Source organism: Duganella rivi, assembly GCF_009857435.1.
GTDB lineage: Bacteria > Pseudomonadota > Gammaproteobacteria > Burkholderiales > Burkholderiaceae_D > Rugamonas > Rugamonas rivi.
The window spans coordinates 666,480-688,676 of record NZ_WWCK01000003.1 but is presented as its reverse complement, the minus strand read 5'-3'; the positions used below and the strand labels follow the sequence as shown (position 1 = coordinate 688,676).

The 22,197-nt window shown below is 57.6% G+C and carries 23 protein-coding genes, 2 tRNA genes and 1 pseudogene; 16 read left to right on the top strand and 10 right to left on the bottom strand.

Annotation, left to right across the window (positions count from 1 at the left end; translation table 11 throughout):
* Positions 1–78 precede the first annotated feature (78 nt).
* A complete protein-coding gene (locus GTP45_RS11805; protein ID WP_161014040.1) occupies positions 79–927 on the bottom strand; it encodes an enoyl-CoA hydratase/isomerase family protein in 849 nt (282 codons plus the stop codon).
* 2 nt (positions 928–929) lie between these two features.
* A complete protein-coding gene (locus GTP45_RS11800) occupies positions 930–2,132 on the bottom strand; it encodes an acetyl-CoA C-acetyltransferase (protein WP_161014039.1) in 1,203 nt (400 codons plus the stop codon).
* Positions 2,133–2,210: 78 nt separating this feature from the next.
* Here GTP45_RS11800 and GTP45_RS11795 point away from each other — a divergent pair, with 78 nt between their 5' ends.
* The 4 genes from GTP45_RS11795 to GTP45_RS11780 all read left to right on the top strand — a co-directional run bounded on the left by GTP45_RS11795 (position 2,211) and on the right by GTP45_RS11780 (position 5,400).
* Entirely contained in the window at positions 2,211–3,887 is a 1,677-nt protein-coding gene (locus GTP45_RS11795) for an isovaleryl-CoA dehydrogenase (RefSeq protein WP_161014038.1), read from the top strand.
* Between the two features lie 60 nt (positions 3,888–3,947).
* Positions 3,948–4,598, top strand: a complete 651-nt coding sequence (gene upp, locus GTP45_RS11790) for a uracil phosphoribosyltransferase (protein ID WP_161014037.1) — start codon at positions 3,948–3,950, stop codon at positions 4,596–4,598.
* A 10-nt stretch (positions 4,599–4,608) separates the two neighbouring features.
* On the top strand, positions 4,609–4,962 hold the full coding sequence (locus GTP45_RS11785) for an Hpt domain-containing protein (protein ID WP_161014036.1): 354 nt from the start codon (positions 4,609–4,611) through the stop codon (positions 4,960–4,962).
* A 234-nt stretch (positions 4,963–5,196) separates the two neighbouring features.
* Entirely contained in the window at positions 5,197–5,400 is a 204-nt protein-coding gene (locus tag GTP45_RS11780; protein ID WP_092270403.1) for a cold-shock protein, read from the top strand.
* A 57-nt stretch (positions 5,401–5,457) separates the two neighbouring features.
* Here the strand turns inward: GTP45_RS11780 and GTP45_RS11775 are convergent, their stop codons facing one another.
* On the bottom strand, positions 5,458–6,369 hold the full coding sequence (locus tag GTP45_RS11775) for a LysR family transcriptional regulator (protein WP_161014035.1): 912 nt from the start codon (positions 6,367–6,369) through the stop codon (positions 5,458–5,460).
* Positions 6,370–6,558: 189 nt separating this feature from the next.
* On the opposite strand from GTP45_RS11775, the gene aceB reads away from it, so the two are divergent.
* Positions 6,559–8,157 (top strand): malate synthase A, encoded by a 1,599-nt coding sequence (gene aceB / locus GTP45_RS11770; RefSeq protein WP_161014034.1) that lies wholly within the window; start codon positions 6,559–6,561, stop codon positions 8,155–8,157.
* 12 nt (positions 8,158–8,169) lie between these two features.
* On the opposite strand, the gene gloB is transcribed toward aceB, so the two are convergent.
* Complete coding sequence (gene gloB / locus GTP45_RS11765) at positions 8,170–8,976, bottom strand: hydroxyacylglutathione hydrolase (protein ID WP_161014033.1); 807 nt, start codon at positions 8,974–8,976, stop codon at positions 8,170–8,172.
* Between the two features lie 20 nt (positions 8,977–8,996).
* On the opposite strand from gloB, the gene GTP45_RS11760 reads away from it, so the two are divergent.
* The 4 genes from GTP45_RS11760 (at position 8,997) to GTP45_RS11745 (ending at position 11,080) form a co-directional block, all read left to right on the top strand.
* Positions 8,997–9,773, top strand: coding sequence for a class I SAM-dependent methyltransferase (locus tag GTP45_RS11760; protein WP_161014032.1), 777 nt, complete (start codon positions 8,997–8,999; stop codon positions 9,771–9,773).
* A complete protein-coding gene (rnhA, locus tag GTP45_RS11755) occupies positions 9,766–10,206 on the top strand; it encodes a ribonuclease HI (RefSeq protein ID WP_161014031.1) in 441 nt (146 codons plus the stop codon). Before GTP45_RS11760 ends, rnhA begins: the two co-directional genes overlap by 8 nt.
* Positions 10,207–10,239: 33 nt before the next feature.
* The gene (dnaQ, locus tag GTP45_RS11750) at positions 10,240–10,956 is read left to right on the top strand and encodes a DNA polymerase III subunit epsilon (protein ID WP_161014030.1); all 717 of its coding nucleotides are present in this window, start codon (positions 10,240–10,242) and stop codon (positions 10,954–10,956) included.
* Between the two features lie 49 nt (positions 10,957–11,005).
* Positions 11,006–11,080: transfer RNA gene (locus tag GTP45_RS11745), tRNA-Val, on the top strand.
* Between the two features lie 359 nt (positions 11,081–11,439).
* Here the strand turns inward: GTP45_RS11745 and GTP45_RS11740 are convergent.
* A complete protein-coding gene (locus tag GTP45_RS11740; RefSeq protein WP_161014029.1) occupies positions 11,440–11,880 on the bottom strand; it encodes a hypothetical protein in 441 nt (146 codons plus the stop codon).
* Positions 11,881–11,894: 14 nt separating this feature from the next.
* On the opposite strand from GTP45_RS11740, the gene GTP45_RS11735 reads away from it, so the two are divergent.
* The gene (locus GTP45_RS11735) at positions 11,895–12,581 is read left to right on the top strand and encodes a hypothetical protein (protein WP_161014028.1); all 687 of its coding nucleotides are present in this window, start codon (positions 11,895–11,897) and stop codon (positions 12,579–12,581) included.
* Between the two features lie 387 nt (positions 12,582–12,968).
* On the opposite strand, the gene GTP45_RS11730 is transcribed toward GTP45_RS11735, so the two are convergent.
* Positions 12,969–13,208, bottom strand: a complete 240-nt coding sequence (locus GTP45_RS11730; RefSeq protein WP_161014027.1) for a hypothetical protein — start codon at positions 13,206–13,208, stop codon at positions 12,969–12,971.
* A 14-nt stretch (positions 13,209–13,222) separates the two neighbouring features.
* On the opposite strand from GTP45_RS11730, the gene GTP45_RS11725 reads away from it, so the two are divergent.
* The gene (locus tag GTP45_RS11725) at positions 13,223–13,873 is read left to right on the top strand and encodes a hypothetical protein (protein ID WP_161014026.1); all 651 of its coding nucleotides are present in this window, start codon (positions 13,223–13,225) and stop codon (positions 13,871–13,873) included.
* A gap of 95 nt (positions 13,874–13,968) precedes the next feature.
* Here GTP45_RS11725 and GTP45_RS11720 read toward each other — a convergent pair.
* A pseudogene (locus GTP45_RS11720) lies at positions 13,969–14,109 on the bottom strand (DNA translocase FtsK); the annotation flags it as partial.
* A gap of 478 nt (positions 14,110–14,587) precedes the next feature.
* Between GTP45_RS11720 and GTP45_RS11715 the strand changes: the two are divergent.
* Positions 14,588–15,307: a hypothetical protein gene (locus GTP45_RS11715; protein ID WP_161014025.1), complete on the top strand. Its 720-nt coding sequence runs from the start codon at positions 14,588–14,590 to the stop codon at positions 15,305–15,307.
* Positions 15,308–15,609: 302 nt separating this feature from the next.
* Here GTP45_RS11715 and GTP45_RS11710 read toward each other — a convergent pair whose 3' ends face one another.
* Positions 15,610–16,563, bottom strand: a complete 954-nt coding sequence (locus GTP45_RS11710) for a hypothetical protein (protein WP_161014024.1) — start codon at positions 16,561–16,563, stop codon at positions 15,610–15,612.
* A 164-nt stretch (positions 16,564–16,727) separates the two neighbouring features.
* Here GTP45_RS11710 and GTP45_RS11705 point away from each other — a divergent pair.
* The 3 genes from GTP45_RS11705 to GTP45_RS11695 all read left to right on the top strand — a co-directional run bounded on the left by GTP45_RS11705 (position 16,728) and on the right by GTP45_RS11695 (position 18,727).
* Positions 16,728–16,801: transfer RNA gene (locus GTP45_RS11705), tRNA-Gly, on the top strand.
* A complete protein-coding gene (locus GTP45_RS11700) occupies positions 16,769–17,443 on the top strand; it encodes a hypothetical protein (protein ID WP_161014023.1) in 675 nt (224 codons plus the stop codon). Before GTP45_RS11705 ends, GTP45_RS11700 begins: the two co-directional genes overlap by 33 nt.
* Before the next feature lie 636 nt (positions 17,444–18,079).
* A complete protein-coding gene (locus tag GTP45_RS11695) occupies positions 18,080–18,727 on the top strand; it encodes a hypothetical protein (protein ID WP_161014022.1) in 648 nt (215 codons plus the stop codon).
* 328 nt (positions 18,728–19,055) lie between these two features.
* Here the strand turns inward: GTP45_RS11695 and GTP45_RS28660 are convergent, their stop codons facing one another.
* Positions 19,056–19,433 (bottom strand): SOS response-associated peptidase family protein, encoded by a 378-nt coding sequence (locus GTP45_RS28660; RefSeq protein ID WP_229258418.1) that lies wholly within the window; start codon positions 19,431–19,433, stop codon positions 19,056–19,058.
* A 414-nt stretch (positions 19,434–19,847) separates the two neighbouring features.
* Here GTP45_RS28660 and GTP45_RS11685 point away from each other — a divergent pair, with 414 nt between their 5' ends.
* Complete coding sequence (locus tag GTP45_RS11685) at positions 19,848–20,132, top strand: hypothetical protein (protein ID WP_161014021.1); 285 nt, start codon at positions 19,848–19,850, stop codon at positions 20,130–20,132.
* A 268-nt stretch (positions 20,133–20,400) separates the two neighbouring features.
* Here GTP45_RS11685 and mqo read toward each other — a convergent pair whose 3' ends face one another.
* Positions 20,401–22,119 carry a malate dehydrogenase (quinone) gene (gene mqo, locus GTP45_RS11680; RefSeq protein WP_161014020.1) on the bottom strand — a complete coding sequence of 573 codons (1,719 nt, stop codon included), beginning with the start codon at positions 22,117–22,119 and terminating at the stop codon, positions 20,401–20,403.
* Positions 22,120–22,197: the final 78 nt, after the last annotated feature.

The window sequence follows — 22,197 nt, the reverse complement described above, 5'->3', positions numbered from 1 at the left end:
GAAGCAAATTGCATGAAAAAAGACAACATTACAGCGACTTTTTGAGAAATCTCTTGAGATCGCTAAAAAAACCGCTGCTCAGAGTGAAAAACTGCCTTTCCGAGGCAACGGATTGATGGCTGTTTGACAAAAATACCGGCTCTCGATTTGTAGTGCATTTTCAAAATCGACTTGAAGGCCTTCGACCATGGCGCATAACACGGCCTCGGCTGCCGGTGATGGGCCGCCGGCCCGCATGCGCAGCAGCGCCGGTGCGGTTTGCAGCAGGGCGCGCAGCGGCGCGGTGTCGAGTCCGCCGCCCGGCAGGCGGTAGTCGCGCGCATTCCACGGCTGGCTCAGCGCGATTTTGTTCAGGACAGTGTTGGTGAGCTCGGGCTCGCCCGCGGCGACGGCATGCAGCAGGCCGGCTTGCAACGCTTGCTCCGCGTTCAGCACGGCGCCGTCCAGCAACAGCGGCATGGCCGCTTGCAGGCCGGTCAGGCGCACGGTGCGAGCGATTTCCCCAGCGACTGGCGCCAGCCCCAGCTGCACTTGCGGCATGCTGAAGCGCGCGTTCGGCAAGGCGATGCGGCGATGGCAAGCCAGCGCCAGGCCGAGCGCGTGACCGCTGATGTCGCCGCTCAACGTGGCCGTGACCGGCACGCCCAAGCCTTCCAGGCGGCACAGCAGCGCGTTGTAGGCGTCCAGCATGTGCATGCAGTCGGCGGCCTGGGCCGCCGTCAGCGCCATGATGTGTTCCAGTTCATGGCTGCGATCCGCAGTCTCGGTGTCGAAGCCGATAATGACGGCGCCCAGCTGCGCGCGGCGCGATTCCAGCTTGTCGAGCAGCGCGGTCAGGTCGCGCTGGAATAAGCGGCTTAGCGGGTTGATGCTGCGCGCCGCCAGCAGGACGGTGAGGGTGGCGCCGCTCTGGTGGGTGGTAATCATGTTCATATCCGTTCAATGATGGTGGCGATGCCCATGCCGCCGCCCACGCACATGGTGACCATGCCGCGCCGCAGCTTGCGCACTTCCAGTTCGTCGAGCAGGGTGCCGAGCAGCATGCAGCCGGTCGCGCCCAGCGGGTGGCCGAGTGCGATGGCGCCGCCATTGACGTTGACTTTGTCTTCCGGGACTTCCATCCCGTTGATGAAACGCAGTACCACGGAGGCGAAGGCTTCGTTCACTTCAAACAGGTCGATGTCGTTGATGGAGAGGCCGGCTTTCTGCAGTGCCTTGCGGGCCGCCGGCGCAGGGCCGGTCAGCATGATGGTTGGCTCGGAGCCGGTGACAGCGACCGACACGATGCGCGCGCGCGGCTCAAGGCCAAGGCGCGAACCGGCGGCTTGGCTGCCGACCAGCGCCAGCGCCGCACCATCCACAATGCCGGAGGAGTTGCCGGCCGTGTGCAGGTGCTCGATACGTTGCAGTTGCGGATATTTGCGCAGGGCGATGGCGTCAAATCCCTGCTGGCCCATGGCGGCGAAGACGGGTTGCAGGTTTTCTAGCGCTTCCATGCTGGTGTTGGGCTTGATGAATTCGTCTTCCGCTAATATCAAGACGCCGTTTTGGTCGCGTACCGGCACGATGGAGCGGAAGCGGCCTTCTGCGCGCGCGGCGGTGGCTTTTTGCTGCGAGCGTAGCGCGAAGGCGTCCAGCTGTTCCCGGTGATAGCCGTCCAGGGTGGCGATCAAATCCGCGCCTATGCCTTGCGGGACGAAGCCGGTTTTTAAACTGGTTTCAGGATCAAGCGTCCAGGCGCCGCCGTCGGAACCCATGGGCACGCGCGACATCGATTCAATGCCTCCCGCGACGATTAAATCCTCCCAGCCAGAACGCACTTTTTGCGCGGCGAGATTGACGGCTTCCAAGCCAGAAGCGCAAAAGCGGTTGAGCTGCACGCCGGCCACTTTCCAGTCCCAGCCCGCAGCCAGCGCGGCGATCTTGGCGATGTCCGCGCCTTGCTCGCCGATGGGTGTCACACAGCCGAGCACCACGTCATCGACCAGCGCAGTGTCGAGCTGGTGGCGCTGCTGGAGTTCGCTCATCAAGCCGGTCAGCAAGGAGATCGGCTTGACGCTATGCAGGCTGCCGTCCTTTTTGCCCTTGCCGCGCGGGGTGCGGATGGCCTCATAAATATACGCTTCGGTCATGCGGTCTCCCTCTTGTTATGCGCTTATCATATGGCATTGTTCAAGAAAACCAATAATGACGTTTTGAACGGAGACAATATGCAGCCTTTTGACACCCACGAAGTGCGCAATACTGTTGCGCCGTTTGGCAATATCAACCTGTTTGCGGCCGATCCGGCCCTGCAGGAAGCCTTGGAGCGCGAAGGCGCGGCAGATGCGGCGGCCTCGCTGCATGCGCTCGGCGCCGAGCTGGGCAAGGCTGAAATGCTGGATCTGGCGCGGCTCGCCAATCTGTACACACCTAAGCTGCACAATTACGATCGCGAAGGCCATCGCATTGACGAGATGGAGTTCCATCCGTCCTGGCATAGCCTGATGGCGCTGCTGATTGGCCACGGCACGCATTCTTCGCCATGGCAGGGCGGCGCCGGCGCGCAGGTGGCGCGAGCGGCCCGTTACTTGATGTTCGGCCAACTGGAAAATGGCTCGCAGTGCCCGGTGACCATGACCTACGCCTCGGTACCGGCGCTGAAGCAGGCGCCGCGCATTGCCGCCAAATGGCTGCCCAAGATCTTGTCCAATGATTACGATCCGCGCTCGCTGCCTGTCGAGCAGAAGCGAAGCGTAATCATCGGCATGGGCATGACCGAGAAGCAGGGCGGTTCGGACGTGCGCGCCAACACTACCCGCGCCGCGCCGGTGCTGCCGTCCGAGGCGCGCGCCTTGTTTGGCGAGGAGGGCGAGGATGTGTTCCGCATCGTCGGCCACAAGTGGTTCTTCTCGGCGCCGCAAAGCGATGCGCATCTCATTTTGGCGCAGACCGACGAGGCAGGCAGCGCGGGGCTGTCGTGTTTCTTCCTGCCGCGCTATTTGCCGAACGGCGAGCGTAACGCGATCCGCGTGCAGCGGCTGAAGGACAAGGTCGGCAATCGCTCGAATGCTTCGTCGGAAGTGGAGTTTACCGGCGCCTACGGCTGGCTGATCGGCAAGCAGGGGCGCGGCATTCCGACCATCCTGGAGATGGGCGGCTACACCCGGCTCGATTGCGTACTCGGCAGCGCAGGCACGATGCGCGCTGCGCTGACGCATGCGCTGCATCATGCGCGCCGCCGCGTGGCGTTTGGCCGTCCGCTGGCCGAGCAGCCGCTGATGCAAAACGTGCTGGCCGATCTGGCGCTGGAATCCGAAGCCGCAACGGTGCTGGCGATGCGGCTGGCGCGCTGCTTCGATGAGATCAACGATCCGGCGCAAGCCATGCTGGCGCGCGTGCTGACGCCTGCCGCTAAATACTGGGTCTGCAAGCGCGGCCCCGGCTTTGGTGCGGAGGCGATGGAGGTTATCGGCGGCAGCGGCTACGTGGAGGAGAGCCCGCTGGCGCGCCTGTACCGCGAGCTGCCGGTCAACTCGATCTGGGAAGGTTCGGGCAACGTGATGTGCCTCGACTTGCTGCGCGCCTTTGCCAAGTCGCCGGAGGCGCGCGAGGCGCTGGCCGCCGAATTGGCGCTGGCCGGCAATGGCGACACCTTCTTTGTCGCCTATCGCTCGACCTTGCTGGCCGACCTCGCGCAGCAACAGCCCGAGGAATTCGGCGCCCGCGTGCTGGCTGAGCGCGTGGTGCTGGCGGTGCAAGCGGCGCTGCTGCTGCGCCACGCGCCGGCCTGCGTGTCGGGGGCCTTCATGGCCTCGCGCTTAAAGCGCGAACCTGGCGGCGCATATGGCCGCTTGCCGCCGGGCGTGGATTGCCCGGCGATCCTGGCGCGGGCGCTGGTCGAATAAGATGCCCGCCGTCCCAATAGTATAATGCCGCTGATAACCGTCTAATGAAGAGCAAAACTAATGAAACAAGATCCGCGTTTTCCTAACCTGTTCATCACCGATCACCCGCTGATCCAGCACAAGCTGAGCCACATGCGCGCCAAGGATACGTCGACCCGTACCTTCCGCGACCTGCTCAAGGAAATCACGCTGCTGATGGGTTACGAAATCACCCGCGACCTGCCGCTCACCACCCGCACCGTTGAAACCCCGCTGATGACCATCGAAGCGCCGGTGATTGCCGGCCGCAAGCTGGCCATCGTGCCGATTCTGCGCGCCGGTATCGGCATGAGCGACGGCCTGCTGGATCTGGTGCCGTCGGCCCGCGTCGGCCACATCGGCGTGTTCCGCGATCCTGCAACGCACCAGCCGGTGGAATACCTGGTGCGCCTGCCGGACACCGCCGAGCGCACCTTCATCCTGTGCGATCCGATGGTTGCGACCGGCAATTCGGCCGTGCACGCGGTGGACGTGCTGAAAAAGCGCGGCGTTACCGACGACCAGATCATCTTCCTGGCGCTGGTGGCGGCGCCAGAAGGCATTGAAGTGTTCCAGAAAGCCCATCCGGGCGTGAAGATTTACTGCGCCTCGCTAGATTCGCACCTGAACGATCACGCTTACATCATCCCAGGCTTGGGCGATGCAGGCGACCGTATCTTCGGCACTAAATAATCTCATCCCCATGGCTACTCCTGTCGATCCTGATTTCCGGGCGCGGCTGGCGGCGCTGAACGAGAAGTTCGCCGCCACCGTGCCGGGCACCCTCGAAAAAATCCGTGCTGCGCTGGGCGCTTGCGTGGCCGGCGGCGAGCAGCCGCCGCAAGACGCGCTGCACCAGCTGCACGAAGTGCTGCACGGCGTGGCGGGATCGGCCGGCACTTTCGGCTATGCGGTGTTTGGACAGGAATCGCGCCGCATCGAGCAGATGGTGCGCGGCGTGCTGAACACGCAAACCGGCTGGGCGGCGGTAGTGCCGGAAGTCGAAAAACTGTTGCAGTGGGCCACACGGGACGCCAAGGCAAGCCAGTTCGATTGATTTAGGTCAAACCTTGCGCGGATTTGTTGTCTATAATGACACCTACATGCCGTTTCGAGAGCTTTCTACCAAAAAATGCGACAGGTTGCATTTATTTTCGTGGAAACGTGCTTTTCTCTCGTAAATGGGTATAATGCGGGATCGTTTAGATTCAAGAGTAGTGCAGTTTGTTCTTTCTTGCCTCAAAAACGATATCACGGGCGCAAGCCCAAATTAACTGAAATAGGAATTGTAATGGCAACTGGTATCGTAAAATGGTTCAATGATTCGAAGGGTTTTGGCTTCATCACCCCTGACGAAGGCGGCGAAGATCTGTTCGCTCACTTCTCGGCGATTCAAACCGCAGGCTTCAAATCCCTGCAAGAGAACCAACGTGTTTCTTTCGAAGTAACCGCCGGCCCTAAAGGCAAGCAAGCTTCGAACATTCAGCCTATCTAATACGCTGGATCTAACGATCAAGAAATCCTCGGTATCCGAGGATTTTTTTTTGCCTGTTCACTTTATCGGTTTGCGCCAGTAATCGGGCTGCGAGTAGCTGTGGCGCAGGAAGTCGACGAAGGCGCGGATCCGCAGCGGCAGGTGGCGGCGCTGCGCAAACACGGCGTAAATGTCGTTGCCCGGCGCAGCATAGCCGTCCAGCACGGTTTGCAGCTTGCCTGCCTCAATCGCGCTGCCCACTTCCCACATCGAACGCCACGCCAGCCCCTTGCCGGCCAGCGCCCACTCGTGCAGCACCTGGCCGTCGTTGCAGGCCATGTTGCCGTTCACCTTCAGCACCACGTTCTTGCCGTCCTCGCGGAAAGTCCAGCCACGCTGGCTGCCCTCGCTGCTGATGGCGAGGCAGTTATGTCTGGTCAGATCGGCCAGCGTTTCCGGCTTGCCGTGGCGTTTGAGATAGGCGGGCGAACCGACCACCACGCGCTCGTTATCGGCCAGCTTGACGCTGACCAGGCTGGAATCCGACAGGCTGGCGATGCGGATCGCCACGTCGATGCCTTCGCCGACGATATCAACCACACGGTCGCTCATATTCAGCGTGACGGTGACGTCGCGGTGCTCGGCAAGGAAGGAGGGCAGCAGCGGCGCCACGTGCTGGCGGCCAAAACCGGCCGGCGCCGAGATCATCAAATGACCTGTGGCATGCGCGCTACGCTCCGATACGGCCGATTCTGCTTCTTCCAGTTCTGCGAGGATGCGCTGGCAGTCTTCGAGGAAGGCGGCGCCCTCATCGGTCAGCGCCAGCTTGCGCGTGGTGCGTTGCAGCAGCTTAACGCCCAGGCGCGTCTCCAGTGCGTCCAGGCGCCGGCCTATCATCGCCGGCGCGATGCCCTCGGCGCGCGCCGCCGCAGAGAGACTGCCCCGCGCAACAACCTCAACAAAAGTGGAAATCTGCCTGAACTGCCCCATGAATACCTGTCTCCGTCACTTTTTACAAAAACGCATAGATGAAGTGATTTTTAGTCTTGTTTGCATAACTAACGAGTGAATATACTGTAAAACAATTCACTGCGTAACTGAGCCGACACACTAAAAACACCGCAGTGCAACAGGCATATAATGAGCTGATTCGTTGACATTTTTTTACGGAGACCACAAATGACGCAGTCCACCATCACTTTGCCAGCAGGCATGCAAATCACCGGCGAGATCAAGCCTGGCTACGAAACCATTCTGGTGCCGGAAGCGCTGGCGCTGGTCGCCAAGCTGAGCCGCGAATTTGAATCGCGCCGTCAACAAATGCTGGCCGTGCGCGTGGAGCGCGCCAAGCGCCTGGACGCCGGCGAGCGCCCGGATTTCCTGGCCGAGACTGCCCACATCCGTAACGGCGACTGGAAAATCGCGCCGATCCCGAAGGCGCTGGAATGCCGCCGCGTGGAAATCACCGGCCCGGTCGAGCGCAAAATGGTCATCAACGCGCTGAACTCGGGCGCCGACAGCTACATGACCGACTTTGAAGATTCGAATTCGCCGAACTGGGACAACCAGATCACCGGCCAGATCAACATGAAGGACGCCGTGCGCGGTACCATCTCGCTGGAGCAAAACGGCAAGTCCTACAAGCTGAACGACAAGACCGCCACCCTGGTGGTGCGTCCGCGCGGCTGGCACCTCGACGAAAAGCACGTGCTGGTGGATGGCAAGCGCATTTCGGGCGGCATCTTCGACTTCGCGCTGTTCATGTTCCACAACGCCAAGGAGCAGATCGCGCGCGGCGCCGGCCCGTTCTTCTACCTGCCGAAAATGGAATCGCACCTCGAAGCGCGCCTGTGGAATGACATCTTCGTCATGACCCAGAACGAGCTGGGCCTGCCGCAAGGCACCATCAAGGCCACCGTGCTGATCGAAACCATCCTGGCCGCGTTTGAAATGGACGAAATCCTGTACGAACTGCGCGAACACAGCTCGGGCCTGAATGCTGGCCGCTGGGATTACATCTTCTCGTGCATCAAGAAGTTCAAGCTGGACAAGGATTTCTGCCTGGCCGACCGCGCCAAGGTCACCATGACTGCGCCGTTCATGCGTGCTTACGCGCTGCTGCTGCTCAAAACCTGCCACAAGCGCAATGCGCCGGCCATCGGCGGCATGGCCGCGCTGATCCCGATCAAGAACGATCCAGAGAAGAACGAAATCGCCATGGGCGGCGTGCGCAACGACAAGGCGCGCGATGCCACCGACGGCTACGACGGCGGCTGGGTGGCGCACCCGGGCCTGGTGGATTTGGCCATGGCCGAGTTCAAGAAAGTGCTGGGCGATAAACCGAACCAGATCGACAAGCAACGCCTCGACGTGGAAGTGCACGCCGAGCAGCTGCTGGACTTCAAGCCTGAGACCCCGATCACCGAGGCCGGCCTGCGCTACAACATCAACGTCGGCATTCACTACCTCGGTAGCTGGCTGAATGGCAATGGCTGCGTGCCGATCCACAATCTGATGGAAGATGCGGCTACCGCCGAGATCAGCCGTTCGCAAGTGTGGCAGTGGATTCGTTCCACCAAGGGCGTGCTGGAAGACGGCCGCAAGGTCACGGCCGACATGGTGCGCGCGATGATCCCGGAAGAGCTGGCCAAGGTGCAGAGCACTGCGCCGGATGGCAATACCCCGGCCTATCCACGCGCAGCGCAAATCTTCGAGCAGATGTCGACCTCGGAAGCGTTTGAAGAATTCCTGACGCTGCCGCTGTACGAAGAAATCTAATTGTTCTAACGATTAGAAATCATTCTTCCACAAACGCAGTGCGGTGAAGGTGGCCAAGGGCGTGTCGATCCGATCGAGACGCCCGGCCTTCACCAGCTGCTCCGCAATTGCCGGCTCGCGGTAACGCAGGAACGGATTGGTGGCTTTCTCCACCGCGATGGTCGACGGCACGGTCGGCACATCGTGTTCGCGTTTGTCCGTCTCCACCTTCACGCGTCCCTGCAGCGCCACGTTGTCCGGGTCTACCACGCGCGCGAAGCGCAGGTTGGACAGCGTGTACTCGTGGGCGCAAAACACCAGCGTGTCGTCCGGCAGCGCGGCCAGCTTGCCGAGCGAGCTGATCATCTGCGCCGGCGTGCCTTCAAACAGGCGGCCACAACCACCGGCAAATAAAGTATCGCCGCAGAACAGCCACGTCGGCTGATCGTCCACCGGGTCGCGCACGTAAGCGATGTGGCCCATGGTATGGCCCGGAACATCAAGTACATTCAGTTTCAGCGCCAGCCCCGGCACGTCGACCGTCTTGCCTTCGCCTACCGGCAAAGTGACCGCAGCAATGGTCTCGTTGCGCGGGCCGAAAACAGGAACCTGATAATGCTGTAATAATTCAGGAACGCCGCCGATGTGGTCAGCGTGGTGATGGGTGAGTAGAATGGCGGTGAGCTTGAGGCCGTTTTCCTTCAACGCCGCCAGGATCGGCTTGGCGTCGCCGGGGTCGACCACCGCAGCATGTGTGCCATCATGTATCAACCAGAGATAATTGTCGCGGAACGCCGGTACCGTTAAAACACTGAGAGCTTGAGTAGAAGATATGGTCATTGGATCGCTAAAGGCTAAGCATGGATAAGGCGGGGTCGGAGAAATCCATTATAGCGCTGGAAGGCTGGCTGCAAACGCCCGCAGGTGTGTACATGCGTGCGTGGGAACAAAGCTGTCTCGATAATTTAACAGCCGATATCTTTGGCTTCAACGCGGTGCAGATCGGCATGCCCGAAATTGATGCATTGGCCGCCAGCCGCATGCCGTACAAACTGCTGGCTGACCGCAAGACGCGCACTGCCACGGAGCAGCAGCGCAGCGTTGACCTCACGCTCGACTACACCGAGCTACCGTTCGCTTCGCAAAGCGTGGACTTGATCGTGCTGCCGCACGTGCTGGAATTTTCCACCGATCCGCACCAGGTGCTGCGCGAGGTCGAGCGCGTGCTGATCCCCGAAGGGCAGGTGGTGATTTGCGGTTTCAACCCGGCCAGCCTGTGGGGCGCGCGCCACGTGCTGCGGCGCGTCGGCGGCACCTCCTTCCTGCCGCGCACGGAGGAGCTGATCTCTATGCCGCGCATGAAAGACTGGTTAAAATTATTGAATATGAGCGCGAGCCAGAGCCACTTCGGTTGCTACGCGCCGGCCTGCCGCACAGAAAAATGGCTGCAGCGCTACACCTTCATGGATAATGCCGGCTCGCGCTGGTGGCCGTACTTCGGCGGCGTCTACATCATTCAAGCGGTCAAGCGCGTGAAAGGCATGCGCCTGATCGGCCCGGCATGGACTAGAAAAGCGGTGGCGCCCCCGGTGGGCGTGCCAGTAACGAACAAAAGAAGAGAGCAGCAGGATGGATAAGGTTGAAATTTTTACCGATGGCGCATGCAAGGGCAATCCGGGCCTTGGCGGCTGGGGCGCATTGCTGGTGGCGGGCGAGGCCCAGAAGGAAATCTTCGGCGGCGCGCGCGATACCACCAATAACCGGATGGAGCTGCAGGCCGTGATCGAAGCGCTGACGGTGCTGAAACGGCCGTGCACGGTAGTGCTGCACACCGATAGCCAGTATGTGCAAAAAGGCATCAGCGAGTGGATCCACGGCTGGAAGGCGCGCGGCTGGAAAACCTCGACCAAGGAACCGGTCAAGAACGAAGACTTGTGGAAGGCGCTGGATGCAGCTCAGCAGATGCACACCGTCGAATGGCGCTGGGTGCGCGGCCACAATGGCCATCCGGGCAACGAACGGGCCGATATGCTGGCCAACCGCGGCGTGGAAGCGGCGCGCGGCCGCTGATATACTGCGCTCTGCAATTAATTACGGAACACTATGCGCCAAATCGTACTCGATACTGAAACTACCGGTATCAACCCCAAGCTGGGCAACCGCATCCTGGAAATCGGCTGCGTCGAGCTGAACAATCGCATGCTGACGGGGAATAATCTCCACTTCTACATCAACCCGGAACGCGACTCGGAAGAGGGTGCGCTCAATGTCCACGGCCTGACCACCGAGTTCTTGAGCGACAAGCCGAAGTTCCACGAGATTGTCGATCAGCTGCGCGAGTACATCCAGGGCGCCGAAGTCATCATCCACAACGCGCCGTTTGACCTGGGCTTCCTGAATCACGAATTCAAGCTGCTGAACCTGCCGGACTTCACCGAGCACATCGGCGGCGTGATCGATACGCTGGTGCAGGCCAAGGAACTGCATCCGGGCAAGCGCAACTCGCTGGACGCGCTGTGCGACCGTTACGGCATCTCCAACTCGCACCGCAAGCTGCACGGCGCGCTGCTGGACGCGGAACTGCTGGCGGACGTCTACCTCGCCATGACCCGCGGCCAGAACAGCCTCGGCATGGACGTGGAAGAGGAAGTGGTGAATATCGGTGAAATGCTGGAGCCGGTGGCCATGGGCGAGATCATCTTCGTACCGGCAACGGAAGAAGAACTGGCTGCGCACGCCGACACGCTGGCGGGGCTGGATAAGGCGGTGAAAGGCCAATGCATCTGGACCGCCTCGCTGAATCCACCGGCAGCTGGATAGGCAGGACTTGCACATCTCGGGTGCAAGCTCTATAATGCTCGCACTCAACGGGAGGTTAGCTCAGGGGTAGAGCACTGCATTCACACTGCAGGGGTCGCAAGTTCGAAACTTGCACTTCCCACCAAGAATTCAGAGTGATTTCAATCACTTACAGAAAAAGCCGATCTTTAAACAGATCGGCTTTTTTGTTGGGTGTAATTTACCTCGTCACACTAGGTTGGACGGCTTAAGCAGGGCGCGGATCAGCACGCCTTAGATCATGAAGATTTCGCGCCATGCCGACGCGCGGGTGTTGCGGCCCTTGTCGGTGTTGATGTCGTCGTGGGTCATGGCGCCTCCGCTGGTGGGGCGATTCCGCGCCAAGCGTAGTAGGCCGGCAGGTCGTCCTGCGCGACTCGTAGGTGATCATCGCCATATGCAAACGTCGCGCGGTATTTAGCGCCGGGGAACATGAATGCAAAGCTGGCCATAGCACCGCCGCGTTCAGGTGGCAGCAGTTTGTCGTCGAAGACATGGGATGTGCTTGATCGTATAGTCGGAGAATTGAGATTCGAACAGCTCGATCAGCACAACATGCGCAGCTCCCCGGCGGCGCTTCCGTGTGAACTCCATCTGGCGGCACCACATGCTGCAGTAGACGGCCGCGCCTTCGTAGATGATGTCTGGTTTGTCATAATCATCAACCCGATTGCCGCAGTGCCAGCACTCGAGCCACCGGCCGAGGTCAATCAGCGCGCTTGGTCGAGCCGGGCCTGGCACGAACTCGTCCAGAATCGGAATGCGCCGACAATGCTCTACGCTTTCCCACTCAATCCCCAACTCGTTGGCACCTTTTCTGCGCGCTGTCGCACTGTTGGAGGCGAAGCGGATAACGCAGTGGCCTTCGACCGGCTCGCGCACATCGTAGGCTTTAAGTTGGCTCATGCTAATATTGCTCCATGACTAAAATTACAAGAAAAAATTGGATCAATTGGGTCGCGGCCGCATTGATTCTGGCGACGCTGTTGGGTGGCTTTTTTAGCGCGCTTATTAACAAAGGCCTTGAGTCCAGTGAAGCTGCCGGCTGGATGCAGGCAATCGGTACGGTGGCAGCTATCGTGGGTGCGGCCTTGGGCATCGCGTGGCAAATTAATGACAATGCCCAACGTGCTTCCGTGGCAGCTCAAGCTGAGACAGATCGACAGATCAGCGCTTTGAGATTTGAGGTTAATAACCTCCTCAAGGCTCTGCATTCGGAGTTGTCCGCGTTCAAGACCTCCGTTGACCGAATTCGGAAACGGATGGACGAAAATGAGGCACTCAAGTCCCACGGGATGTTCGCCATGGTGTATCCCGACATGACGCCAAAGTTCTGGGTGTATTCCGGCTGCACGTCGAAACTTGGACTTATCCAACGAGATCAGCTTCGGACTGATATTGTTAGACTCTATGCAGAATTGGGTACGACTTTTGCGACGTTGAATCTCAACAGTTTTCATGCTTCGCGTCTTCACGATGGTACGAGCGAGACCGACCAGTCCAAGATAGCGATGCAGCGGATGGCACCTTTGCTGACGCAACAAATTCAACAACTTCAAAGTGAGCTTGACAGGGTTTGCCAGGAAATCATTCAAGATGTTGGGTGATCCGACCTCGATAAGGTACAACTCGCCAAGTAGATTCTATTGAAAAAAGGTTACCCCAGTCCGTCCCCATGGCGGCCAGCACCGACCCCAGATCAGCTTTCTCCTTCTGGAAGCGATCCTCCAAGTCGGCCTGTAGTGCGGCGAGCGCCTGGCGTTGTTTCTTCGTGTCCTTGCGCAGCGATGCGCGCGAATACTGGATGCCAACCCGCTGGGCATCAGACTTCGTCCACAGCGGATCATCCTTCGCCTGCGGCGAAGATCTCTGTCTCCTCTGCCTCGTAAGTCGACCAAGCTGCCATCAGGGGGCTGTCGCTGGATTTGTAGAAGGCGGTGCTCATCGAGCACACACTGATCTTGGCTTGCTCCAGTGCCTTTTGTTCGTGCTGCTTAGGTGTGGCCTTCGTGCGGCTGGAGTAGGAGGGGCTCCTTTAGCCACGCCACCGCGTAGCCGAGATAGCTCGCCTTCACCGACACGTCATTGCCGCGATGGGTGAACTGCACCAGCAGGTGGCCAGTTTCGTTGTCGGTCATGTGGCCGAATCGCGCGCAGCCGAAGCGCGTCAGGATCTTGCCGATCTCTTCCAGAGCGCCGGCACCGCCGGTCGAGTTTTCGTAGGGGAGCGGCATGCTACAATTTCCTTATGAAAACGTTAATTAAATTCTTCGATTCGCCAATCGTGCGACTTTGCGGGATGATCTCCGCCGGCGCCATTTTTCTGGCTGCCTACAACTTGATCAGTTGGTCCACGCTCACGGCAGCGGACTGGGGGACTTGGTTTGGTGCCGTAGGCACGATTGGCGCGATTATTGGCGCGATCTACATCGCTGGCGCACAAGAACGATGGCGCCACCGCGATGCGATGATCGCTGCCAAAATATGCGCGTCGAGCAACTTGCTTCAACTGGCAGGAACTCGTGCGGATGTAAAGGAAGCTGCGGCATGGTTTGAGCGCTGCTCAAAAGAGGATTTGGAGATTCGAATCTTCCTTGCGTTCGGCGATGTACTGGCGGAATCGATTCCGCTGAATCAAGAGGAGTTGATTCGCCTTGCACCACTTCCGAAGAACTGTGCTTTCAAAATCGCTGCAGCTCAGGACCGGGTGCGAATAGCCATTCGCTTGATTCGATCGGTTGGCGAGCGTAATCCCGACTTTACGTCGAATCGCGATGTGCGCATGCAGGAAGCCAGTCACATTAGTCTCGCCTTGACCGAGGCTGCACGCCAATACGACATGGCGGTCAACGAGATGCAAATCCAGACCTCTGCTGTGACTAGCCCCTTCCGCTATTAACGAATTGGTACTCGATCTAGAAGTGCTCACGCAGCGCCGCCTTTCGCGTGCACTTGGTGATTACCGTTAGATTGCATTGGTCCGGCGACCTAGCCCTCCATGGTTTTCAACAGGCGCGCCTCATGGTTATAGCCGATGCGGAGGTGTCGCTGGAGCAGCGATACCGATGAGCGCTAGTTTGTGCGCACCACGGGCACGGCCTGCTCGTACAGGAGATCGCTGGCGCTGGCGTCGCCAGGCGGCGGGCTGTCACCGGTTGCGCCGATGCCTTGTGAATGCCAGCAACTGGTTGGCGCAACTGCTGCGCATCTGGACTGCGCGGGTGATGGAGAAGGGCCGCGAGCGCAAGTGGGTGAAGGAGGGGGCGGCGTGGGACGTGCAAGCTGCCAAGCGTTCTACCGCCGCGTGGCGGAGCGTTCGCTGGCTTATTGGCTTGATCGGAAGTGCGATGCTTGCAGCGGCAACACTAAAGATCGCCGAATCTGCGTGGCATGCAAAGGCACCGGGAAAGGCGAGATTGCGGGTGCCGGCGGCTTCGAGCTGGACAAGGTAAAGGACATGGTCAGCGAATTAGAAGGTGTATTTAACGCTCAAAATGCACGTGCCGCAGGACTGCCGAGGCGACCGAGCAACAGTAGTTAATGTTTTATTGTCAATGAAATGTGGCCAATGTATCCTCATAGTTTCTTCTTGTAGATTTTCTTGAGGATGACGATGGACTACATATTCATAGTATTGGGCTTCGTCGCGACCCTTGTTGCAACCTTGGGGAAAACAAAAGATCCGGCAAAGTCTGGTCTTCGAGCATTGACCCCGATAGGGTGGTTCGCATTACTAATTTCGGCCTCGATGGTTGGAATCACGCTGTATAAAACGCACCAAACGGCGTCGAAGGCCGAAGCCGATGCGGTTTCGGCGCGCGTCGCTGAATCTATTGCAGGCCAAGCACTATCAGCTAGTCTACGAAAATCTCTCGGCGGTATAAATGTCTTATACCGCCAATGCTCCACAGGATCAGATTTCATGCGAATAGAGTCTCTCAAAGACGATATTTTTTTTAAATGCCTATCAGGCTTGAATTTGAATAAGCCAGCCCGAGATCCGGCGTATGTGGAAAGCACAAATCCTTTTTTGTCCATTGCGCTAACAATGAATAAAGCAAGCCTAGCAGGGCGAGAAAAATTTTGGAAAGATTTGCAGAGTTACGAAAAATATTTGAACAAGGACTTAATGTTAAAGGCAACTGAGTTTTATAATTTAAGGATTTTTAACAGTTTCGATAATAGTCAGTTAGTAGCGACATTTCCAAATGTTCCACTTTACTTTCTTTCTAAGGACGATGGTACGGATGTTGCGATTACGGAAATGGTTAATCGGGCGATGGAATTAGACACTGCGTTTTCAAATACACTTCATGATGATAAATCGAAATAGTCTAATGAACCTAAATGGCTGATACGCATGACCTAGGTGGGGACTGTATCTCGGTCGGATGCGTAAGTGTTGACTTCATTATTCGAGTTTATTAACGTTCAGTTCTATACACTCTCTGCACTCGTAATGCAGGCTTCGAGTCTCATCAATTAAATAAAGGCACCGGCAAAGGTGAGACGGTGCCGGTGGCGTCGAACTAGATAAAGTACGCGACAGGGGCTGCGAGCCTGAGGTTCAGCATCAAGCAAACAGGTCGCGGGCAGCAACGATACTAAGCAATCTGCGAATAGCCTCTCATGAAATCATGACAAGGCATTTATAATTGGCGCTATCGGGCCTGACCCGACGGTGTCCAATATCACTTCTGCTAGAGATGTCACAAATGTCTCTTCTTCATCAAAAAGATTGAGAATTTCTGAAGCTTCCTGTAGACGGTCACAAACGATGGCATTCAAGGTGGCGCGCGCTAAACCCATCCGATTTCGGCTACGAATTGTGATTGGTCCGCCATAGTTGTCGTGTACTGTTATTAGTCTTGGAATTTTTGAAACTGCAAGTTGAAAATCTGAGTCGAATTTATCTGGTTGGTAGAAAAAATAACCCGATACATCAGATAGATCGACCGCTCTGGCAGACGCTTTGAGAAGAAATTTAGCGCCGCCAATTGCAGCATTATCACCCAGTTGGTCGCATCTGTGTTGGCTGTAGCGATGGACAGAGCAAAACTGGGCGTGGTGATCCACAAATCTGAACCCAGAGAGTAACGTCAACGGGATTTTTTCCTCAAACATAAATTCGAGGCAAAATTTTCCATTGTAAAAATGGGTGTTGTTATCTTTATCATGCCACCACGGTCCATCGCGTAATGTCGGATCGTATTCGACCAGCTGCGCTGATCTATCTTGGTCTGTTATAAGTATGCGGCAAGCGGACGGAGTATAATCATCAATGGCCTCCACCCAATAGAAATTTTTGCCATAAATGAGATCGTCAAACTTGAATTCAAATTGGATATTTCCGTATCGATATCCGCGCACCCAGTGATTCGGACTTAACCAACCCACCTGAATGCGGCTTTCATTCAACTGAGATTTATCAAAGACCAATGCAGGTTTAATGCCGCCTTCTAGGATAATATTGATGGCGGAATCAACATGGGAAGTGTGGCCTACCACATCAAATTCGGTCAAGCCACGATCAGTCGAGGGGTAGAAGCCTCCTTCTCGTTGCACAGCGTATATATTCCACTCCGGCATGATTTTCCCCTTGGAAATTATCAATCTACCATGGATTCTCAGTTTTTGCACCCTCCTCAGAGAGGGGGGATGTCATTACATCAGATAATTATTGATTCACTGCACCTGCGTTAGTCCCGAAGCTACGGCAGAGGACGAGACCGTAGGGAGGCATAGTAGTAAATGTGTTTGTAGCTCAATGATAGGGCATAGGCCTTCCAAGCCTATGACCGAGGTTCGATTCCCCGCAGCCGCTCCAGCTTCTCCCGTTCAGTGCCTGCTGAACCTTTGCCGCCGGCCGCGCGCTGGTGGTTCTTTTATCCGAGGTGAGCATGAAAAAGCAAACGAAGATCAAGTGCTCGTCGTTGCCTACGCGCTCGCTGATAGCCACGTCGCTGCTTTTCTGGCTGCTCTTGGAACACATCAAAGCGCTAGACTTGGCGTATGGTGTCTTCTGGACTTTGGTCGCGATCTTGATGCTGGCATTCATCGCGGCGCCGGCTTGGCGCTGATCGAGATCGCGATCGCCATCGTACTGGTCGGTCTGCTGCTGGTGTTCTCGCCGCGTGCGTACGTGGTCGACCAACTGCCAGCCGGCGCCGTGAAGTACATGCCACTGCTAAAGGCCGAGCAGCAGCGCTTGTGGCCGCGCCCCCCGGTTCTACTGGCCAGTCTGGTCGAGCAGAAGTCGTGCATTAGCTTGCGATCGCGAGGTTGCTGGAATCCGGACGCCAAGTTGAAGACCGAGTGGGAAGAGGGCGCTGGCGTCTGCCAGATCACGCGCGCCTATCGTGTCTATGGAAGTACGCGCTTTGACGCGCTGTCCGATCTGCGTGTGCGGTACGGCACCGAGCTAGGCGCATTGAATTGGACGAACGTGTACCAGCGGCCTGATCTGTAATTTCGTGCTCCGGTGCTGATGTCTCGCGACTCGGCGCGCCAGTTCCGCCAGACGCCGGCGGCGTTGGAGTTCGGTGATGCTGGCTACAACGGCGGCCCGGGTGGCGTGTAGCGCGAGCGCCGCGCCTGCCCGCTGGCCAAGGCTTGCGATCCAGCGCAGTGGTTAGGGCACGTGGAGCATCACTGTCTGAAGTCACGCCAGCCGCTGTACGGCGGCCGCTCGGCGTGCGACATCAACCGCGAGCACGTGAACAATGTGTTTCTGGTGCGGCCGGCAAAATACGTCGCGGTCGGGGGCTCGCTGTGAACCCTCTTTCCGAGGTTGCCGCCGGTGCCGGCGGCGCTCTGGTGGGGCAGTTGTGGAAGATCACCACATTTGCTCTCGCTTGTGTATTGCTGATCGGAGGCGCAACTGGTGGGGCGCTATGGGGGGCGGCAGCCAGCGGCCGTGACCAAGCCCGTACAGAACGGTCGGCCGAGCGCCGCATGACCGCCGAGCTGCGCGCCGGGATAGACACTCCAGCGATTGGCCGCAGGGGCGAAAGTATGAGTCGGCGCTAGAGGCAATCATAGCTCGGTGTCGGAATTAGGTGTTGCACCGTGCTAACATAGGCAACCTTAGTTAGATCAAAAGATCATGAAAATATTGAGACTGACGGCGTATTATCTTGCTTTGTTTGGCGTGCTCTTCACGCTATTGGAGTTTTGCAACGTGCCGGGCGACCGAGTTGCAGGTGTAGTCACTGCGGCGGTTGGGTATATTGCATTACTAGTCTATGCACTCGGCAGATCAAACGAGTTGGAGAATGCTGCGAAGATAATTGTATTGGATATCAGGAATGCGGAATCAGCAGTTGATGGCGTGAAAACGCATGACACCCCGCAATCATGGTTTAAGGTTATCTGGCCTGACAATACCTGGGCGAAATATAAGCATCTTTTTGTCGGTGAATTAAATCCAGATGAGTTCAAATTAGTTGATCAGTTTTTCCACAACTGGGCTGGGCTCGCACGCACGCGCGAGGATGCATTTGCTTTCAAAGCTCAAGCCCTTGTGGCGAAGTCAGCCGCTGGCTCTAACATGTTGGTCGAATTAGATAGGGATGATCCAAACTTCAAACAACTTCATTCCAACATTATTAAACGCATCGACGACGACGATTGGCTATTTGCGCCTGCCGACATAATCACGCGTAGTCAGATTTTTCTGAATGCTTTGGATCCCATTACCGGAACGGTAGCGTTCTCGAAGCTGTTGAAAATTGCTCGCTTAGATGTCGCTTGAAAGGCGCAGTTATGTTGGATCGCTGGAAAAATCTTTGCTCATATCAATCCAATCTGCGAATCTGATCCTGGTGGTGCCAGCTCAACTTTCTTCGATCTTGACGGCACCGGGAATTCCCATGCTCGCATTTGCTCGGTGGGGTAGTGGCGTAGAAAGCTGCACGCGAACTCCGGGTTCGTGCAGCCTAGCCAATCATCCCGCTCCGCCTGCGGAACGATCACCAGTGCGCACTTCTCGTCGTCCGGCTTATGGAAGCGGCGCATGAGTGGGCGCTCGCCGGCATTGATTATTAACTGCGTGAAGCTGTGCTCCGGCCGTGCTCACCGTCTCATTCGCGCCAAAGGCCGGCCACGGCCAACATCGACTCGTCGGCCATGCCGAAGCCCCAGCGCACCGGCTTATCACTCTCGTAGTTCGGTTCGTAGAAGGTGGGCATCGGCACCAAGCACAGCTGTGATTTTTTCCACGCCCCTGAAAACGAGCGGAGCTGGCCGACTTTCTCTGCGCGCGTGTTCATCGTATCAAGCGGCTTGACGCCGGCGGGGATCCGCTTGCGCGGCACGATGCCGTAGCTAGCGAGCAAGCCTTCGCGCTGGCCGTCGGCACTGCGGCGCACGATTGGCGCGCCGTAGTCTTTCCACGTTTCCGTTTTCCAGAATCCCGAGTCATGCAGGTCGATGATCACGCCCATGATTTCATCCAGCATCTATGGTCTGGTGGGAGAAAGTTCACACACATGGCGGTTCACTCCTAACGTTAGGATTTCCAACATGCGCTGAGCTGCACGGGCACCAGATTTCAACCTTCCCGCAGAAGCGCCTGATCAATTACAGCTTGGTCTGGATGTCTGAATCCATCTTCGAGCTAGGCGGCCTCACATCAAGCCAGCGCATGGAGACCGGCCGGAGCAGATGAAGCGCGCCGGGTGGTGTTCGAGGTCTACGTCGCGGAGCGGGAATTATCGAAGGCCGAGGCCCGGAATCTACGCTAATAAAAGTAGAGCAATAACCTTCGCCTTTTACACCTCGTTTTGATGTTCAATTTTTTAGTGAGTGCAATCGCGGGTGTGAAATGGTGCAATTTTCTGACTTTCTCAGGTGTCCTTGAGAAAAATTCCCCAATGATGGCATTGCAAGGCCTTGGCAACGGCATTCACACTGCAGGGGGCGCAAGTTCGAAACTTGCACTTCCCACCAGAATTCCAAAAAAGGCTGCACTGTGTGCGGGCTTTTTTCATTTCGGCGCCGGTGGTGGCTGGGTGTTGATGATGATCGGAATTGGTGGCATTGCTGGAGTTTTCGGCGTAGCGTTGTTTAGCACGAAGGTCATCACGGTTATTGCCGCGACGCTGATGACGATGGCGGTACCAACTACCCAGCGTATGGTTTCGTTGGCGTTGCGTTGAATCTCAGCCTTGAGCTCCCCGACCTTTTCCGCCAAATCCGCCTTGGTCGCCATTTGATCAAGGCGTGCTTCTATGCGCGCCAGTCTTTCACTGCGACGGCGGCAAATTCCTCAAGTTTTGCGATTCGGGCTTCCATTGGATCATGCTATGCCTTGTTATTGGCATCGTCAAACGGAAGCGAAGTCGTTGTTGAGGCAGATCAGGGTCCTCCTCGGTAAACGAAGTTGGGCGCCTTCACAGGCGCCCAACTCACCGCAGAGCAGATGAATTACAGTGCGATATCCGGCACTTTTTTCACCACGCCGGTGGTGCTGGCGGGCACGCTGTTTGGCACGAAGCCGTCCAGGCTTGGCGACGCGATCGTCAGTTGCAGCGTTTCGGCAGTGGTGGCCCAAGTGGCCGCCAGTAACTCTGGGTGTTCGTTGAGCTTTTTGCCGTATGACGGCACGATCTCGTGAATCTTTGCCTGCCAAGCGGCAGTTTTCATCCGATCCGGGAACACTTTCTCCAGCAGCGACAGCATAATGGCCGGCGAGGTGGAGCCGCCTGGCGACGCGCCCAGCAATGCAGACACCGAACGATCCGCCGACACCACAACCTCAGTGCCCAGCTTCAGCACGCCGCCCTTGTCGGGCATATTCTTGATGATCTGCACGCGCTGGCCGGCTTGCCACAGGCGCCAGTCTTCATCCTTGGCTTCCGGCATGTAGCGGCGCAGCGCGTCCATCTTGTCTTCGCGCGACAGTTCCAATTGCTGAGCGAGGTATTTGACCAATGCAAACTCATGCGCGCCGACTTGCAGTTGCGGGATGATGTTCGATGGCGTGGTGGCCTTGGCGATGTCGAAATACGAGCCGTTCTTGAGGAATTTGGTCGACCACGTGGCGAACGGCCCGAACAGCAGCACGGTTTTACCGTCGAGTACGCGGGTGTCCAGATGCGGCACCGACATTGGTGGCGAACCGGTGTCCGCCAGGCCGTAGACTTTGGCCAGGTGGCGCGCGGTAATGGCCGGGTTATCGGTGACGAGGAATTCGCCGCCTACCGGGAAGCCGCCGTACTGCTTGGCTTCCGCGATGCCCGACAGCTGCAACAGCGGCAATGCGGCGCCGCCCGCGCCGATGAAGATGTGGCGCGCATCGATGGTTTGGATCTTGGAACTATCCTTGATATCGAAAGCTGACACGCGCCAGGAGCCATCGTCGTTGCGGGTGATCGAGCGCACCTCGTGGCCGGTCGAAATCTTGCTGCCCACGGTTTGGCTCAGGTGCTTGTAGAACTGGCGGGTGATCGAGCCCAAGTTGACATCGGTGCCGAGCGGCGAGCGAGTGGCGGTTACCACCTCGTCCGGCTTACGGCCTTCCATCATGATCGGCACCCACTCGGCGATCTTGGACGGTTCAGTGGTCATTTCCATGCCGGCAAACAGCGGCGATGCCTTCAGCGCTGCAACACGTTTGCGGATGAACTCGCGGTTCTCCTCGCCGAACACCAGGTTCATGTGCGGCGTCGAGTTGATAAATTCGCGCGGATTGCCCAGTACGCCCTTGCGCACCTGGTGCGACCAGAATTGGCGGGAGATCTGGAAACTCTCATTGATCTCAATCGCCTTGGCGATCTGCACATTGCCCTGGTCGTCCATCGGGCTGTAGTTGAGTTCGCACAGCGCCGAGTGGCCGGTGCCGGCGTTGTTCCAGCCATTGGAGCTTTCTTCCGCCACCTTGTCCAAGCGCTCAAACACTTCAAAAGTCCAGTTCGGCTCCAGCTCGGACAGATAAACACCAAGCGTCGCGCTCATGATACCGCCGCCAATCAGCAGCACGTCCACCGAGCGATCTGCCTTATCGGCACGGAATTGGCCACCGAAGAAGACCGAGTAACCGCCCCAGACTGCAGCGGCGCCGGCAACAGCGCCAATAAACTTGCGTCGGGAAAAGCGCTTGCCGTTGGCTGGCGCCGCTGTATTGTTATTATTTGCTTTAGTCATGGAATGTAATCGTTAAACTAGATGACGAATTATATTTCATTGCTGAAGTCTTTCCCGTACGTGTTTTCCGTATATTGG